Source organism: Ruegeria sp. BB9, assembly GCF_056539345.1.
This window is the reverse complement of the sequence record NZ_JBQFUU010000003.1, coordinates 550,930-565,597: the sequence shown is the minus strand read 5'-3', so window position 1 is coordinate 565,597 and position 14,668 is coordinate 550,930. Positions and strand designations below refer to the sequence as shown.

Here is a 14,668-nt window from a genome sequence, read left to right as displayed (position 1 = left end):
GCAGGCCCCTCAGTTCGAGTTCACGCTTGTCACAAGCGCATTGGCGGCTTCGACCGCGGATTGGCGGGATTTGGCAGCCGCGATCCATTCGGCCATGGCTGGCTGCGCCGCTTCCGGTAGCGCGCCCAGCTCGGTCAAAGCCGTGCTGATGTCACCTTTGCCCAACGCAGCCTCCGCTCGTGACAGGATAGCGTCGGGATCATTGCCATCTTTTGGCGAGACGGACCGGGCGCCGGTCTGTCGCTGAAGAAAGGCGACAAGGCCCGTTCCTTTGTCGGATTCGCGCGCATCGGCCAGCGCAGTTCGGGCGGCGGGCGCAAAACTCTCGCGCAGATCCGTCAGTGTCGGCACACCTTCGCCAGCCGGAGCGGACAGGGCTTCTGGCACCTGCACGCTGCCGGTCTGCAACTGGGCCACCAGATCGGCATAGGGTGCGCCGGCATCCAATTGACCCTGAATCTTGGACAGCACGGCCAGATTCTCTGCCGCCTGTGCCCGGGCCTGGGCTTGCGCATCCAGGGTTTGCGCTTCGGCGACCATCTTTTCGACTTCGGCACGCTGGGCGGCCAGTGAGTCCTGCAGCTTTTTCAGCTCGGCCTCGACGGCCGCAACGGTCTCGGGCGAGGCCGCATCGGTCAACGGACGCGCCTCAAGCTGTGCGAGGCGTTGCGCCAAGGGGTCGAGCTTGCCGGACAGATCGTCGACATTGGATTTGAGCGCGGAAAGGTCGCTTTCGATCGGCGTCAGCTTGGCGCTCAGCGCCGCGATATCTGCGGACGGGTCGGGAACTTCAGACAATTGCTTGCTCAGGTCGGCGAGTCGCTGAGCCTGGTCGGACAGCTTGGTCTCAAGCGCCGCAATCGCCTCGGACGGATCGGACCCTGCCGGCCAAAGCAGATCGCTGCGTCCCGCGGCGAACCCCAGCGCCGCCGCGATAACGCCACCAATCAGCGCCGGCATGAACCCGCTTCGCTTGGCCTCAGATTGCTGATCGGTTGCCGTAGCCCGATCGGCTTCGGCTTCGGCTTCGGCTTCGGCTTCGGCTTCGGCTTCGGCTTCGGCTTCGGCTTCGGCTTCGGCTTCGGCTTCGGCTTCGGCTTCGGCTTCGGCTTCGGAAGGGCTTTGTTCAACCCGATCTTCCGGGTCAAGCGTGTAGGCGTCAGTCTTGGCGTCGACCGCTTCGGGCACCTCATCGACCTTGGGGTCGTCGGCCGGTTTCTGGTCTGTGTCTTTCTTGGCAGCCACCGTCACTTCCCCCTGTCGATTCCCATAAAACCTGACGCGCAGACGCGTCCAAGTTAATCCGCGCCCATCGCACCCTCAAGCCGGATCGCGTATTTAACGAGTTTTTTCACGGCTTTCCGCATTTTCTTGGGCGTCGGGCGTTTGGCAATCCGCAAACGGGCAATCGCCAAGTTTTCAAGGGGCTCGGCGGTCGGGCCGCTCATCGCGGCGACCAAAAGCGGTGCCGGTCCGGGCCAAAGGTCGGCAAATTGTCGCGCGGTTCGCGGCGAGAACAAGGGGGCAATCACAGGGGCCGAACCAGCCGCAGCCGCCCGGGCCTCGGGCGTCAAAGGCAGCAGCAGCTGGCGATAAACCGGCTGTTCCCGCACGGTCAGGCCCAGTTCGGTCAGCCGGGCCGCGATGTTTCCCCGGCTGTGTTCGCCGCGCAGATGCAGCAGCGGGCTGTCCGGGCGCTCTTTGAGCAGTTTGGCGACCAGTTCCTCGGCGGTTTCGCCGGCCATTCGGGCCTCCCACCCGGCCTGGCGGGCCATTTCGGTGGTGGCCGGCCCCACGCAATAGGCGGGTAGATCCCGGCGCACATCCTGCGCCGCGGCGGCCGCCACGCCATTGGCCGAGGTGAAGATCAGGCCCCGAATTCCAGTCGTGTCCACCGCCTGTTCCATCGGTCGGATATCCAGCAGCGGGGAATAGATCACCTGAACCCGCGACCGTATGCGTTCGGGCAGCTGCGCCACGAACCTTTCCGAGGCGGCGCGGGGGCGGGTCATCAACAGGTACACGGGCGGGCGATCGGGCCTTGAGGATTGTTTGCTGCGGCGCGGGGTGATACCCCGCGACCAGATCATGATGCAATGGTTCAGGCCGATGGTGCAAACACTTACCGTTCTGGGATTGGAAAGCAGCTGCGACGACACGGCGGCGGCCGTGGTGCGGCAGACCGAGGGCGAACCGGTGCAGGTTCTGTCTTCGGTCGTGCATGGCCAGACGGACCTGCACAGTGCCTTTGGCGGCGTAGTGCCCGAGATCGCGGCCCGCGCGCATGCCGAAAAGCTGGATGTCTGCGTGCAGCAGGCTTTGGAGCAGGCGGGCCTGACCCTGCAGGACATGGACGCTGTGGCCGTAACCGCCGGGCCAGGGCTGATCGGCGGGGTCATGTCCGGCGTGATGTGCGCCAAGGGGATCAGCGCGGCCACCGGTCTGCCGCTGATCGGCGTCAACCACCTGGCCGGCCATGCGCTGACCCCGCGCCTGACGGACGGGATCGCCTTTCCCTACCTGATGCTGCTGGTGTCCGGCGGGCACTGCCAATACCTGATCGCCCACGGCCCCGAGCGGTTCACCCGGCTGGGCGGCACCATCGACGACGCCCCCGGCGAGGCCTTCGACAAGACCGCGCGCCTGTTGGGCCTGCCCCAGCCCGGCGGCCCCTCGGTCGAGGCCGAGGCGCGCGATGGCGACCCCAAACGCTTTCGCTTCCCGCGGCCGCTGCTGGACCGGCCCGGATGCGATCTGTCCTTTTCCGGGCTCAAGACCGCCTTGATGCGGATGCGCGACCAGATCGTGGCCGACAAGGGCGGGCTGACGCGTCAGGACCGCGCCGATCTGTGCGCCGGGTTCCAGCAGGCGGTCGTGGATACGCTGGCCGAAAAAACCCGCCGCGCCATCGCCCTGTATCTTGAAACCAACCCTGCCGAGCCGGTGATTGCCGTGGCCGGGGGCGTTGCCGCCAACACCGCAATTCGGACGTCGTTAGAGTCTGTTTCGGCGGATGCCGGCGCGCGGTTTACCGCCCCGCCGCTACACCTTTGCACCGACAATGCGGCAATGATCGCCTATGCAGGGTTGGAACGGTTCCGGCTGGGCGCGCGCGACGGGCTGGACCTGACCGCCCGACCCCGCTGGCCGCTGGATCAAACCAGCCCGGCCATGCTGGGCGGTGGGCGCAAGGGGGCCAAGGCATGAGTGTCTCGGTCCTTGGGTCGGGCGCCTTCGGCACCGCGCTGGCGATTTCGCTGGCGGGCAAGGGTCCGGTCACCTTGTGGGCCCGGTCGGACGAACAGGCGCAGACGATGCAGGCGACCCGCCGCAATGACACCCGCCTGCTGGGGGTCGCCCTGCCCGACGCCATCACCGTGACCGCCGAAATCACCCTGGCCTGTCAGAGCGACGTGTTGCTGCTGGCGGTGCCCATGCAAAAGCTGCGCGATGTCCTGTCGGACCATGCGGCAGACTTGCAGGGTCGCAACCTTGTGGCCTGTTGCAAGGGCATCGAGCTATCCACCGGCCTGGGTCCGATTGCCGTGATCGAACAGGTGCTGCCCAGCGCCTGCACCGCCCTGCTGACCGGGCCCAGCTTTGCCGATGACATTGCCCGCGGGTTGCCGACGGCGCTGACACTGGCCTGCGCCGACGTGGATTTGGGCACCCGGCTGCAACAGGCCCTGACCACCGCCAACCTGCGGCTCTACCGAACCACCGACGTGACCGGGGCCGAACTGGGCGGCGCACTGAAGAACGTGATGGCCATCGCCTGCGGAGCCTGCATCGGCGCGGGTCTGGGGGACAGCGCCCGCGCGGCCCTGATGACCCGCGGCTTTGCCGAGATGCAGCGCTTTGCCGCGATGCGCGGCGCCCGGCCCGAGACCCTGATGGGCCTGTCGGGTCTGGGCGATCTGGTCCTGACCTGCTCGTCCGACCTGTCGCGCAACTTCCGGTTCGGCCTGTCGCTGGGCCGCAGCGAGTCCTTTGACGCCGCGACTACCGTCGAAGGCGTGGCCACGGCAAATGCAATGGCCGCCATCGCCGCGGCCGAGGGGCTGGACATGCCCATCTGCCAGACGGTGGCGCAGCTCAGCCGTGGCGCCTACAGTGTCGCCGAGGCCCTGCAGTCCCTGCTCAATCGCCCACTCAAGGAGGAATGACATGCTTATCGCCCTGATCGCCCGCGACATGGACGGCGCCCTGCGGACCCGTCTGGACAACCGCGCCGCGCACCTGGCCTATATCGAAGAAACCGGCGTGGTCGCACAGGCCGGGCCGTTGCTGGACGGCGATGCCATGATCGGGTCGCTGGTCATCCTGGATGTCGAGGACTTGGCCGCCGCACAGGCCTGGGCCGACAACGACCCCTATGCCAAGGCCGGTCTGTTCGAATCGGTCGAGCTGATCCCGTGGAAGAAGGTCATCGGCTGATGGCGTATTGGCTGTTCAAATCCGAACCTTCGACCTGGAGTTGGGACCAGCAGGTCGCCAAGGGCGACGCGGGCGAGGAATGGGACGGGGTGCGCAACTATCAGGCCCGCAATTTCATGCGGCAGATGAAGCTGGGCGACCGGGGGTTTTTCTATCATTCGCAGAAGGACAAGGCGATCGTCGGCATCGTCGAGGTCTGCGCCGAGGCCCACCCCGACAGCACCACCGACGACGACCGGTGGGACTGCGTGGACATCAAGGCGGTGCGCCCCTTCGTCAAACCGGTCACGCTGGACCAGATCAAGGCCGATCCACGGCTGGCCGACATGGTGCTGGTGAAAAACTCGCGCCTGTCGGTGCAGCCCGTCTCGGATGCTGAATGGGCGGTGATCTGCGAACTGGGCCAGACCCGGCCGGATTGAGAAAAAAGGGAAGGCCCTGACGATGCAGAACCTTCCCTACCCCGCGTGCTCCCTACTCACCACACGCAAAGAAATCTCTGGTTCTGACCGTCCTGGTCACGGGTTGAACGTAGCCCAAGGCGCGGCGGTTTTTCAAACATGAAATCAATAGATTATGATTCAAATGCAAAACGCCCGCCGAACCAGTCGGGCGGGCGTTTCCGAATGTCGCGGCGGGATCAGCCGTAGACGGACTCCTTGCCGAAATGCTTGGTCAGCATGTAATAGACCACCGCACGGTATTTGTTGCGCTCGGACATGCCATAGGTCTCCATGACCTTGTTGATCGCGGCCATCAGCTCGGGGCCATCCGACAGGCCCAGTTTCTTGATCAGGAAGTTGTTCTTGACCGTTTCCAGCTCACCTTCCTGGCTGGCAGCCACGGTTGCGGCGTCCGCGTCATAGATGGCCGGGCCGCATCCAATGGTAACCTTGGTCAGCAGGTCCATGTCGGGGTCCATCCCGCACTTGTTCTTCAGATCATCCGCGTATTTGGCGATCAACTCGTCACGTTTTCCCATTGTCCTCTCCTGTGTGGGTTGGGTTCCGGCCTTTGCGGCGCTGGCTGAACGGTAACGGCTGACAGCTTTTCAACAAAGGGAAAAATCCGACGGTTTCCCCCCAAGGCAGGGATACGCGCACCCGCGGGTTGATCATTGTTTCACTTTTATTTAACATTTTAGTTAATCTTTGAGTCGAGGAGACTGCCATGACCATCGCCCTACCGAACGAAAGCGCCGAATACCGAACCGCCCGAAATGCTCTGTTGGCCGCCGAAGCCGATCTGCGTGCGCGGGTCGAGGAAGTGGCCGCGCTGCGCCGGACCTTGCCCAAGGGCGGCCAAATCCCGCAGGATTACGCTTTTCGGGACCTCGGGGGCAAAATTGCCCCGATTTCAAGCCTGTTCGGTGATCATGACACTCTGGTCGTGTATTCGCTGATGTTTGGCCCCAAGGCGCAGGACCCCTGCCCCATGTGCTCGGCCTTTCTGGACGGGCTGACCGGGCAGGTCGCACATCTGACCCGAAAAACCGCCTTTGCGGTCGTGGCGCAGAATACACCGGATGCCTTGGCTGCGCTGAGCCGGCGCATGGGCTGGCAGGATCTGCCGCTGTATTCCGCGTTGGATACAACGTACCAGCAAGACTATCTGGCCGAGACCGAGGACGGAAACCAGTTGCCGATTCTGAACGTGTTTCAACGCGATGCGGATGGCATTCACCATTTCTGGAGCTCCGAGCTGTTCTTTCAGCCCAGCGACTGGCATCCACGCCATGTCGATGCTGCCTGGCCCTTATGGAACATTCTGGACCTGACGCCGCAGGGGCGCGGCGATTTCGTGCCGCCGCTCCGCTGAGCGCAACAAAAAAGGCGGCCCAAATGGCCGCCTTCTCCGCGTATTTCTGACGGATCAATACCGGTAATGCTCGGGCTTGAACGGGCCTTCGGGCGTAACGCCGATGTAATCCGCCTGTTCCTTGTCCAGCTTGGTCAGCTTGACGCCGATCCGGTCCAGATGCAGGCGTGCAACCTTCTCGTCCAGGTGCTTGGGCAGGATATAGACCTTGTTCTCGTACTGGTCGCCTTTGGTGAACAGTTCGATCTGGGCCAGAACCTGATTGGTGAACGAGGCCGACATCACGAAGGACGGGTGTCCGGTGGCATTGCCCAGGTTCAACAGACGGCCTTCGGACAGCAGGATGATGCGGTTGCCCGAGGGCATCTCGATCATGTCCACCTGGTCCTTGATGTTGGTCCATTTGTGGTTTTTCAGGCTGGCCACCTGAATCTCGTTGTCGAAATGGCCGATATTTCCGACGATGGCCATGTCCTTCATCTCGCGCATGTGCTCGATGCGGATCACGTCCTTGTTGCCGGTGGTGGTGATGAAGATGTCGGCGGTCGAAACCACGTCTTCCAGCAGAACCACCTCGAACCCGTCCATGGCGGCCTGCAGGGCGCAGATCGGGTCGACCTCGGTCACCTTCACGCGGGCGCCCGCGCCGCGCAGCGAGGCGGCCGAGCCCTTGCCCACGTCGCCATAACCGCAGACCACGGCAACCTTGCCGGCCATCATCGTGTCAGTGGCGCGGCGGATACCGTCGACCAGCGATTCCTTGCAGCCGTACTTGTTGTCGAACTTCGACTTGGTGACGCTGTCGTTCACGTTGATCGCCGGGAATGGCAGGTGGCCGTCCTTGACCAGCTGATACAGGCGGTTGACGCCGGTGGTGGTTTCCTCGGACACGCCCTTGATCTGATCGCGCACCTTGGTGAACCAGCCCGGGCTTGCGGCCATCCGCTTTTTGATCTGCGCCTTGATGACCTCTTCCTCTTCCGAGGACGGGACGGGGATGATGTCCTCGCCCGCTTCGGCGCGCGCGCCCAGCAGGATGTACAGCGTGGCGTCGCCGCCATCATCCAGGATCATGTTCGGGCCATCTTCGAACAGGAAAGACTTGTCGAGATAGTCCCAGTGCTCTTCCAGAGTCTGACCCTTGATGGCAAAGACCGGAATGCCCGCCTCGGCGATGGCCGCCGCCGCGTGGTCCTGGGTCGAAAAGATGTTGCACGACGCCCAGCGCACATCCGCGCCCAGCGCGACCAGCGTTTCGATCAGCACGGCGGTCTGGATCGTCATGTGCAACGACCCGACGATGCGCGCCCCTTTCAGCGGCTTGCTGTCGCCGTATTCCGCACGCAAGGCCATCAGGCCCGGCATTTCGGTTTCAGCGATATCCAGTTCCTTGCGGCCGAACCCGGCCAGTGAAATGTCTTTGACGATGTAGTCGCCAGCCATCAGATGCTCCATTCCGATCAACAACGGTTTGGGCAGGCCCTAACACCGTTGGGGAAAAGTGGCAATGTGGGTGGCAGTGGACCGCGAGCGGCGCTCAGGTCAACTGGGCGTCCCCTCGGCTTGAATCTTTGGGATCGCTTCAAAGAAATCGGTGCCGGCGGCGACAATGCAGCTGATGCCGTTGGCGTGGGTCACCAGAACGGTATAGGTCCCGCTTTCGCGTGAGGCCCATACCTCCATGACCGTTTGTCCGCCTCGCGAGTTCTGCAAGCCGCCAAAGGCAAGCTCCTCTGAATAGGTTTGCTGCAGTTTGGCGATCACATCTCCGCGCAAGGCGCAGTTCTGTGCCAATGCAGGCGGCGCGGCCGCAGCCATTCCAAAGACAAGTGCCAGTCCGAATACACGCTTGAACATGACAGGCTCCTTTCGGTTGGGTTTCAATCCGAGAGGGGCACACTGGGAGGAGCGCGTGCCCCCCTCAGTCTTCATGTCGTGATCACAAGGTGCCGGTTCAAAGCACGATTGCTCAAGAAATTGTTGGCAGCCAGTGATCAGGATGGCTTAAGCATAGCATAAAACCGGGTCGCGGGCACGGTGGACAACATGGGGCATGGCAGAATGGCAACACAACCCAGGGCATGGCAACGGATGCTGTCGGGCCGCAGGCTGGACCTGCTGGACCCGACACCGGTGGATATCGAGATCGAGGATATCGCCCATGGGCTGGCTTTCGTGGCGCGCTGGAACGGCCAGACGGCGGGCGATTTCGCATATTCCGTGGCCGAGCATTCCCTTCTGGTCGAAGAGCTGTTCGGCCGGATCGCCCCCAAGGCGCCGGTGAAATGGCGGCTGGCGGCGCTGCTGCACGATGCGCCGGAATATGTGATCGGCGACATGATCTCGCCGGTGAAGGCGGCGGTCGGCCCGGGCTATGGCGCGCTGGACGACCGGCTGGCGGCAGCGATCCACATCCGCTTCGGCCTGCCCGCCGCGGTGCCGAAAACGGTGAAACGTCAGATCAAGAGAGCCGACCGGATCAGCGCGTGGATGGAGGCCACCCAGATCGCGGGGTTTTCCGAGGCCGAGGCAACCAAGTTCTTTGGCCAACCGGACGCGGCGGTGATGGAGGGGTTGCAGATCACCCTTAGGCCGCCAGTTGATGTGCGGCAGGCGTATACGGCGCGGCATGCGGAACTGTTGGCGGAGCTATGAAACTCGAATGGTAACGGAATCTTGCTGGCCCCCAGCCACATAATTGCCTTTGCGGCGCCCACGCAGTCCGTTTGTCTAAACTCCGAAGAACGGCCTCATTTACTCAATATCGTACCGCAGAGAAGACACTGCTTGATCCAAAAAGAGCGGCTCCAGCGTTCGTCGGTTGACAGAAGAACAGCACCGTCAGTCTAATGAGGCGCAACCGAGCCGAGTGACCGTCCTTGTATGAAACGCCTCAGAATTGGAACTTCGGATCTACCGCGCGCATTCCGGCTTCTGTGTTTATCCACGATGATGTTGCTGGGAGCGGCTTCATGCGGCCGCCCGCCGGAATTGGTAGGGATCGATAATCCAAGACTTCCTGCATCTGAGGTAAAAGAGGCCAAGCGCCAAACAGTCTTCATTGCCACGACGCGTCAAGCGTCCGGTGCAGAAGGGGTCTTCTTTTCCGGTGACCGCGGTGAGGGTTTGGGCTTGGCTTCAGTAGTCGTCACCATCCCGCCAATTCACAAAGCAGGGAAAATTGAAAGAGCCAGCTCTCTGCCACCTATTGCCTCAAAGCACTTCACCATAGTTGAACCAAAAGTCTATGTTTCGGAAGCCGCCTTTGTTTCTGAAATTGACAATCAATTACTGAACCTCAGCGTTTCCGACAGAAACGTTCTGGTCTTTGTGCACGGCTACAACACGACCCTGAGCGATGCCATCCTTAGATTGGCACAGTTTGTCGAGGATACCGAGTATGACGGGATCCCCGTATTGATGTCATGGGCGTCTGCTGCAGAGACTCTGAAATACGTCTACGATATCAACAGCGCCCTCGCTGCCAGATCAGACTTTTTGAAAGCCGGTGAGATCATTTCGCGATCACAGGCTCAACAATTTGACATACTCGCGTTTTCGATGGGAGCGTTCCTTACGATGGAAGCCATCTCGCAAGCCGAAATTGCTGGCGAGTTCAATCCCAACAAGAAAATTCGAAACATAATTCTGGCAGCACCCGATATCGATTTGGCCGTATTCGAAAGCCAGCTCTCAACTATCACCCACGACAATCAGAAAATCTTTGTTCTCGTATCCTCGGACGACGGAGCCTTGAGTTTTTCGAAGTTCATTTCTGGCGGAGTCGACCGTGTTGGCGCAGCCGATGCAGCCGAACTCGCAAGGTCAGGAGTCACCGTTATTGATCTCAGCCAAGTCCAGGACTCTCAAAGCACAAGTCACTCGAAATTTGCTTCGTCCCCTGAGGTTGTTCGAATTGCTGGGGAAGCAATCCGCACAAGCAGACGGACCGGCAGGCGTTCCACTACAGAACTTCAGGACCTTATTGGCGAAGGTTCAGTGGAAGTTGTAGGCGAACCTTAATTTCTTGATTTCCCAAGCCTGTCGCCAGAACAGTGCCGATCGGCAAAACGCTACCGCGGGCTGCGTTTCGCCAGAATCCGCTGCAAGGTCCGGCGGTGCATGTTCAGGCGACGCGCTGTTTCCGAGACGTTTCGGTCGCACAGCTCATAGACCCGCTGGATATGCTCCCACCGCACGCGATCGGCGCTCATGGGGTTTTCTGGCGGCGGGGGCAGTTCGTCGCCCTTGGCCAGCAGCGCGTTGGTGATGTCGGTGGCGTCGGCGGGTTTCGACAGATAGTCGGTCGCGCCGATTTTCACCGCCGCCACGGCAGTCGCAATTGCACCGTATCCGGTCAGAACCACCACCCGGCTGTCGGGGCGCTTTTCCCGCAGCACCTCGACCACGTCCAGCCCGTTGCCGTCCTCGAGCCGCAGGTCCACCACGGCAAAGGCGGGCGGGCGGGCGGTGGCAATCGCGCGGCCGGCGGCGACGGAACCGGCGGTTTCCACCTCGAACCCGCGCTTTTCCATCGCCCTGGCGAGACGTCTCAGAAACGGCTCGTCATCATCCACCAAAAGCAGGGATTTGTCGGGGCCAATGTCAAGCTGGGCACTGTCTGCCATGGTGTGGTCTTTCTGCTATTTCATGCCGATAGGCTTTGAGATGAGTAATAGCAGCGCCACACCAAAGGTCAAACCGACGGTTACTCTGCCGCCTGGTCCACAAAGCAGGCAACAGTGTCGGCCATCTGCTCGGCCGTCGCGTCGCGTTTGAAAAACTCGAGGAACCCATCCTGCGGCGTAACGAGGTAGGTAAATGTCGAATGGTCGACGAGGTAGTACTCGTCGCTCTTGTCCTGGGCCTTGTAATAGGTCTTGTAGGCCTGGCTCGCGGCCTTGACCTGTTCCGGCGTACCGGTGAGGCCAATCATCTTTTCATGCAGGTTGTAGGCAAAATCACCCACAACGTCGGGGGTGTCCCGGTCCGGGTCCACCGAGATGAAGATCGGAGTGACCGAATAACCGCGCTCGGTCAGCAGGTCGACGGCCTCGGCATTGCGGGTGGTGTCCAGAGGACAGACATCGGGGCAGAAGGTGTAACCGAAATAGATCAGCGAGGGCTCGGTGATCACGTCCTTGTCCGTCACGGTTTCACCCTTGGAGTTGATCAACTCGAACGGGCCGCCGATGGTTGCGGTGCCGCCTGCAATCTGGCTGGACCGGCACTGGGCAAACTTGTCGTCCGAGCCGCCGCCGCGCGTCATCAGCCACATGGCGCCCAGGCCCACGGCCAGCACGACGGTTGCAAGAATGGCATAAAGGCGGGTCATGGCGAAATTCCTGACACATGGGGTTGTTGATCGGTTCGGCCGGGACACCTATCAAGTTGACCAGCGGACGCAACAGGACATAATCGCCCGATGACGGATTCCAACACCAGCCTCTGGCGCGGACAGGAACGCAGCAGCTGGATCCGGTTGCGCACGCTGATCCTGCTGCGTTGGGTCGCAATCATCGGCCAGATCACGGCCATCACCGTGGCCCAGCAGACCTATCACGTCCAGCTGGAGCTTGGGCTGTGCTACCTTGCCATCGGTGTTTCGGTCATGGGCAACCTGACCGCCATCCTGCTGTTCCCGCAGAACAAGCGCCTGTCGGAATTCGAAAACTTCCTCATGGTGATGTTCGACCTGCTGCAGCTAGCTTTCCTGCTGTATCTCACAGGCGGTCTGAACAACCCGTTTGCCCTGCTTTTGCTGGGCCCCGTGACGATTGCGGCCAACGTCATGAGCACCCGGTCGACCCTGATCATCGGAGGCGCCGCAATCGTGCTGGCGACGCTTCTGGCCCAGTTTCACCTGCCGCTGCGCACCGATCTCGGCCTTGTTCTGGACATCCCCGACATCCTGCTGTTCGGCAACTGGGCCGCTATCGTGATCGCGATCGTATTCATCGGTGCCTACTCGCACCGCATCAGCGCCGAAGTTCAGTCGATGTCCGAGGCGCTGGCCGCCACCCATATGGCTCTGGCGCGCGAGCAGAAGCTGACCGACCTCGGCGGCGTTGTCGCCGCCGCAGCGCACGAGTTGGGGACGCCACTGGCCACCATCAAGCTGACCAGCTCAGAACTGATCGAAGAATTGGACGACCGCCCGGACCTGAAGGAAGACGCCGCCCTGATCCGCGAGCAGGCCGACCGATGCCGGGACATTCTGCGCGACATGGGTCGGGCCGGCAAAGATGACCTGCACCTGCGCCAGGCACCTTTGTCCACCGTGATCCACGAGGCGGCCGAGCCCCACATACACAGGGGCAAACAGGTACATTTTGACGAAGGCCCGGGGCCTGACGGGGATGTCCAGCAGCCCTCGATCCTGCGCAAGCCCGAGATCATTCATGGCCTGCGAAACCTGATCCAGAACGCCGTGGACTTTGCTCGCGCACAAGTCTGGGTCGAGGCCGAATGGACGCCGGACCGGATCACCGTCAGCATCATGGATGACGGGCGCGGTTATCCGTCACACATCATCGGCCGTATCGGTGACCCGTTCATGCGCCGCAGACGCGCCGAAAGCGATCTGCGCACACGCCCCGAATACGAGGGTATGGGGTTGGGCCTATTCATCGCAAAAACGCTCTTGGAGCGCAGCGGCGCCGAGTTGAAATTTGCAAATGGGTCTGACCCTTACCAGGCGGTGACGGACCAGGCCGAGCGACGCGGTGCAATCGTGCTGGTGACATGGCCGCGCAAGCTGATCGATGCGCAGACAGGCGACAACCCGGTTCCGTCGGGCGTGAACGAACGGTTTCAGGTCTGAGTTAAGACACCGTTAACCATTTCAGCGCAAATTCGGGTCCGGTTTGTTTTTGGGGTAGGCGGCGCTGTGGCCGACTGGATCATACTTGCGGCGATCAGCCTGGTTTCGTCGGGCTTTGCCCTGCAGTGGCTCATGCCGCGCCGTCCGCGGCGCGGTGACAATTTCGGTTTGTCTGCGCCGGCTTCGTTGCTGGATGCGGTGTTTCTGTTCAACGGAAGCCGCCTGATCAGCCACTCCGACATCGCCCTGTCCGGGTTCGAGGCAGTGAATGACTGGGATGATCTCAGGCGCCTGCTGCAGCGCGACTTTCCGGCCTTCCCCGAGACTTACGAAACCGTCCGCCAGCAGGGCAATATCGTGGTTTCGGCCATAGATTGTACGGTCGAGCGCGAGGTTCGGTGTGAATGGATCGACGGCATCGTCCGGGTGCAGTTGCGTGATTTGACCGGCATCACCGAACCAGCAAGGAGGGATCCGAACGATCCGATCCGCCTGGCCATGGACCGCGCGCCCTACCCCGTGTGGCTTCTGGATCATGCCAACAAGATAAGATGGTGCAACGCCGCCTATGTCGCGCTGGCCCGCAAGGCGCGCGGGCCGGACACGGATCTGACCCAACCCATGTTCCCTGAACTGACCGAAGAAGCGCGGCCCGGCAAGAAGACCCGCGTCTCAATTCCGGTGAAGGATAGCAGCAACAAGCTGTGGTTCGATCTGACGCGTGTGGAACTGGACGAAGGTCACCTGCATTATGCGGTCGACGTAAACGCCATTGTCGAGGCCGAGACCGCCCAGCGCAAATTCGTCCAGACGATGACGAAAACCTTCGCGCAGCTGTCGATCGGCCTGGCAATCTTTGATCGAAACCGCCAGTTGGCACTGTTCAACCCCGCCTTGATCGACCTGACTGCTTTACCGCCCGATTTCCTCAGTTGCCGGCCGAATATCTCAAGCTTTTTTGACCGCCTTCGGGATCAGCACATGATGCCCGAACCTAAGAACTACCGCAGTTGGCGCCGGCAGATGAACGATCTTCTGGAGGCGGCCGAGGACGGAAACTACCAGGAAACCTGGTCACTGCCGTCGGGCTCAGTCTATTCGGTCAGCGGCCGCCCCCATCCCGACGGCGCCGTCGCCTTCCTGTTCGAGGACATTACCGCCGAGATCACCCTGACCCGCCGATTCCGGTCCGAGATGGACCTTATGCAGTCAATCCTCGACAAGCTTGCGGATGCGGTTGCCGTGTTTGCCGATGACGGGACGCTGGCCTTCACCAACTACGCCTACCAACTGCTGTGGGGAGACTCGGACGAGGTCGGCTTTGAACCAGCCACGGTTCTGGACGTCACCCGTCAGTGGCAGTCGCAATGTCAGGCCAATCCAATTCTGGGTGACATTCGGGACTTCGTGGAAATGCGCAACAACCGGGTCGAGTGGAGCTCTGATCTGTACAAGCGCGACGGCACCCGGCTCTTGTGCACGGTCAGCCCAATCCAGAACGGCGCAACCATCGTCCGGTTCACGATCGAACACGCGCTTGGAGAAACGCCGGATATGTTGCAGATCACCGCCTGAACCGGGTTGCAGAGG

At 61.7% G+C, this 14,668-nt stretch carries 16 protein-coding genes; 9 read left to right on the top strand and 7 right to left on the bottom strand.

The features are described from left to right. Positions 1 to 9: 9 nt before the first annotated feature. Together ACR0FC_RS13655 and ACR0FC_RS13650 are read right to left on the bottom strand one after the other, a co-directional pair. The gene (locus ACR0FC_RS13655) at positions 10 to 1,245 is read right to left on the bottom strand and encodes a COG4223 family protein (protein ID WP_480656822.1); all 1,236 of its coding nucleotides are present in this window, start codon (positions 1,243 to 1,245) and stop codon (positions 10 to 12) included. A 53-nt stretch (positions 1,246 to 1,298) separates the two neighbouring features. Next, positions 1,299 to 2,012 (bottom strand): uroporphyrinogen-III synthase, encoded by a 714-nt coding sequence (locus tag ACR0FC_RS13650; protein WP_217358625.1) that lies wholly within the window; start codon positions 2,010 to 2,012, stop codon positions 1,299 to 1,301. Between the two features lie 97 nt (positions 2,013 to 2,109). Between ACR0FC_RS13650 and tsaD the strand changes: the two genes are divergently transcribed. From tsaD to ACR0FC_RS13630, 4 genes are read left to right on the top strand one after another with little or no spacing between them, the layout of a single operon-like run. Continuing rightward, a complete protein-coding gene (tsaD, locus tag ACR0FC_RS13645) occupies positions 2,110 to 3,207 on the top strand; it encodes a tRNA (adenosine(37)-N6)-threonylcarbamoyltransferase complex transferase subunit TsaD (protein WP_170340625.1) in 1,098 nt (365 codons plus the stop codon). Then, positions 3,204 to 4,166, top strand: coding sequence for an NAD(P)H-dependent glycerol-3-phosphate dehydrogenase (locus ACR0FC_RS13640; protein WP_170340626.1), 963 nt, complete (start codon positions 3,204 to 3,206; stop codon positions 4,164 to 4,166). Before tsaD ends, ACR0FC_RS13640 begins: the two co-directional genes overlap by 4 nt. A gap of 1 nt (position 4,167) precedes the next feature. After that, the gene (locus ACR0FC_RS13635; protein WP_170340628.1) at positions 4,168 to 4,437 is read left to right on the top strand and encodes a YciI family protein; all 270 of its coding nucleotides are present in this window, start codon (positions 4,168 to 4,170) and stop codon (positions 4,435 to 4,437) included. Further along, on the top strand, positions 4,437 to 4,859 hold the full coding sequence (locus tag ACR0FC_RS13630; protein WP_170340630.1) for an EVE domain-containing protein: 423 nt from the start codon (positions 4,437 to 4,439) through the stop codon (positions 4,857 to 4,859). Before ACR0FC_RS13635 ends, ACR0FC_RS13630 begins: the two co-directional genes overlap by 1 nt. A gap of 218 nt (positions 4,860 to 5,077) precedes the next feature. Here the strand turns inward: ACR0FC_RS13630 and ACR0FC_RS13625 are convergent, their stop codons facing one another. Continuing rightward, on the bottom strand, positions 5,078 to 5,419 hold the full coding sequence (locus ACR0FC_RS13625; RefSeq protein WP_170340632.1) for a DUF2853 family protein: 342 nt from the start codon (positions 5,417 to 5,419) through the stop codon (positions 5,078 to 5,080). Positions 5,420 to 5,607: 188 nt separating this feature from the next. Here ACR0FC_RS13625 and ACR0FC_RS13620 point away from each other — a divergent pair, with 188 nt between their 5' ends. Beyond that, entirely contained in the window at positions 5,608 to 6,255 is a 648-nt protein-coding gene (locus tag ACR0FC_RS13620; RefSeq protein ID WP_170340633.1) for a DUF899 family protein, read from the top strand. 54 nt (positions 6,256 to 6,309) lie between these two features. Here the strand turns inward: ACR0FC_RS13620 and ahcY are convergent, their stop codons facing one another. Further along, positions 6,310 to 7,698 carry an adenosylhomocysteinase gene (gene ahcY, locus ACR0FC_RS13615; RefSeq protein ID WP_170340635.1) on the bottom strand — a complete coding sequence of 463 codons (1,389 nt, stop codon included), beginning with the start codon at positions 7,696 to 7,698 and terminating at the stop codon, positions 6,310 to 6,312. Positions 7,699 to 7,797: 99 nt separating this feature from the next. After that, positions 7,798 to 8,112, bottom strand: a complete 315-nt coding sequence (locus ACR0FC_RS13610) for a hypothetical protein (protein ID WP_170340637.1) — start codon at positions 8,110 to 8,112, stop codon at positions 7,798 to 7,800. Positions 8,113 to 8,316: 204 nt separating this feature from the next. Here ACR0FC_RS13610 and ACR0FC_RS13605 point away from each other — a divergent pair, with 204 nt between their 5' ends. Beyond that, positions 8,317 to 8,910 (top strand): HD domain-containing protein, encoded by a 594-nt coding sequence (locus tag ACR0FC_RS13605; protein ID WP_170340639.1) that lies wholly within the window; start codon positions 8,317 to 8,319, stop codon positions 8,908 to 8,910. Positions 8,911 to 9,138: 228 nt separating this feature from the next. Beyond that, entirely contained in the window at positions 9,139 to 10,278 is a 1,140-nt protein-coding gene (locus tag ACR0FC_RS13600; protein WP_217355917.1) for an alpha/beta hydrolase, read from the top strand. 50 nt (positions 10,279 to 10,328) lie between these two features. Here ACR0FC_RS13600 and ACR0FC_RS13595 read toward each other — a convergent pair whose 3' ends face one another. Next, entirely contained in the window at positions 10,329 to 10,883 is a 555-nt protein-coding gene (locus ACR0FC_RS13595; protein ID WP_093963867.1) for an ActR/PrrA/RegA family redox response regulator transcription factor, read from the bottom strand. Between the two features lie 80 nt (positions 10,884 to 10,963). Further along, a complete protein-coding gene (locus ACR0FC_RS13590) occupies positions 10,964 to 11,590 on the bottom strand; it encodes an SCO family protein (protein ID WP_170340640.1) in 627 nt (208 codons plus the stop codon). A 90-nt stretch (positions 11,591 to 11,680) separates the two neighbouring features. Here ACR0FC_RS13590 and regB point away from each other — a divergent pair, with 90 nt between their 5' ends. Next, positions 11,681 to 13,078, top strand: a complete 1,398-nt coding sequence (regB, locus tag ACR0FC_RS13585; protein WP_170340642.1) for a sensor histidine kinase RegB — start codon at positions 11,681 to 11,683, stop codon at positions 13,076 to 13,078. Between the two features lie 66 nt (positions 13,079 to 13,144). Beyond that, the gene (locus tag ACR0FC_RS13580) at positions 13,145 to 14,653 is read left to right on the top strand and encodes a PAS-domain containing protein (RefSeq protein WP_170340644.1); all 1,509 of its coding nucleotides are present in this window, start codon (positions 13,145 to 13,147) and stop codon (positions 14,651 to 14,653) included. The last annotated feature ends 15 nt before the right edge of the window (positions 14,654 to 14,668 follow it).